General features: G+C 78.9%; 1 protein-coding gene and 1 pseudogene. One reads left to right on the top strand and one right to left on the bottom strand.

The annotated features are described in order from the left end of the window. On the top strand, window positions 1-1,227 hold a 1,227-nt coding region (locus E1287_RS43160), incomplete at its 5' end, for a PLP-dependent aminotransferase family protein (RefSeq protein ID WP_131971925.1). A gap of 13 nt (window positions 1,228-1,240) precedes the next feature. Here E1287_RS43160 and E1287_RS45295 read toward each other — a convergent pair. Beyond that, a pseudogene (locus tag E1287_RS45295) lies at window positions 1,241-1,542 on the bottom strand (thiol reductant ABC exporter subunit CydC); the annotation flags it as partial.

The following is a 1,542-nucleotide window of genomic DNA, read 5'->3' as shown; positions in this document are numbered from 1 at the left end:
CCCCTCACCGCCCCGCCCATCACCCCGCCCGGACCCGCGGCGGGGGAGGGGGTCGCGACGCCGCCCGGCGCGGCGTTCCCCGGCGAACCGGGCGCCGACGTGTTCGACCTCCTGCGGGCCGCGCCCGCCCGGATCGACCTGACGCCCGGCGTCCCCGACCTGTCGGCGTTCCCCCGCGCCGCCTGGCAGCGCGCCGAACGGACCGTCCTGCGCGACCTGCCCGCCACCGCCCTCGGCTACGGCGACCCCCGCGGCGCGCCCGCGCTGCGCACCGCCGCCGCGCGCTGGCTCGCCCGCAACCGCGGCGTCCGCGCCGACCCCGGCGAGATCGTCATCGTCGCCGGCACCGCGCAGGCCCTCGGGCTCGTCGCCCGCGTCCTGGCCCGCGCCGGCGCCGGCGCGGTCGCCGTCGAGGACCCCGGCTCCCTCGGCGTCCGCCAGCACCTGCGGCACTGGGGCATGCGCACCCCGCCCGTCCCCGTCGACGACGGCGGCGTCCGCGTCGACGCGCTCCGCGCCACCGGCGCGCCCGCCGCGCTGCTCACCCCCGCGCACCAGTTCCCGACCGGCGCCGTCCTGGCCGGGCCACGCCGCCGCGACCTGATGCGCTGGGCCGCGTCCGGCGGCCTGGTCATCGAGGACGACTACGACGCCGAGCACCGCTACGGCCGCCCGCCCGTCCCGGCGCTGCGGTCCATGCTCACCGACCGCGTCTTCTACGCCGGCAGCGTCTCCAAGCTGCTGGCCCCCGCGCTGCGGACCGGGTGGCTGCTGCCGCCGCCCGCCCACCTGGACGCCGTCGTGGACGAAAAACGCTTCGCCGACCTCGGCAACCCGGCGCTGCCGCAGCTCGTGCTGGCCGAGCTGATGGAATCGGGGGAGATGGAGCGGCGCCTGCGGCTGCTGCGCCGCCGCCACCGCCGCCGCCGCGACACCATGATCGACGCGATCGCCGAGCACCTGCCCGGCGCGGCCGTGCACGGCGCCGCCGCGGGCCTGCACCTCACCGTCACCTTCGACCCTTCCTCCGGCGGACGAGCGGCCCGGTTCGGCGACACCGATCTCGCCGCGGCGGCGCTGGAACGCGGCGTGAAGACCCAGCCGCTGTCCTGGCACGCCCAGCTCCCCGGACCGCCGGGCCTGGTCCTCGGCTACGCCGCCGTGCCCGCCTCCGACATCACCGCCGGGATCGCCGCGATCGGCAAAGCCCTCCGCGACCTGCCCTGACCCGCACCACGGGTCAGGTGGTGAGGGCCTCGGCGTCCCACAGATCGCGGTACGCGCCCGGCGCCGCCAGCAGATCGGCGTGCCGGCCGCGCTGCACCACCCGGCCCCGGTCCAGCACGACCACCTCGTCGGCCGCGTCCAGCGCCGCGAGCCGGTGCGTCACCAGCAGCAGCGTCCCACCGCCCGGACGCGACAGCAGGTCCCGGGTGACCGCGTCGGCAATGGCCGGGTCCAGCGCCTCGGCCGGCTCGTCCAGCACCAGCACCGGCGGGTCGGCCAGCAGCGCCCGCGCCAGCAGCAGCCGCTGCCGCTGCC

The organism is Actinomadura sp. KC06 (assembly GCF_004348735.1).
Classification (GTDB): Bacteria; Actinomycetota; Actinomycetes; order Streptosporangiales; family Streptosporangiaceae; genus Spirillospora.
This window is presented reverse-complemented; position numbering and strand designations above follow the sequence as displayed.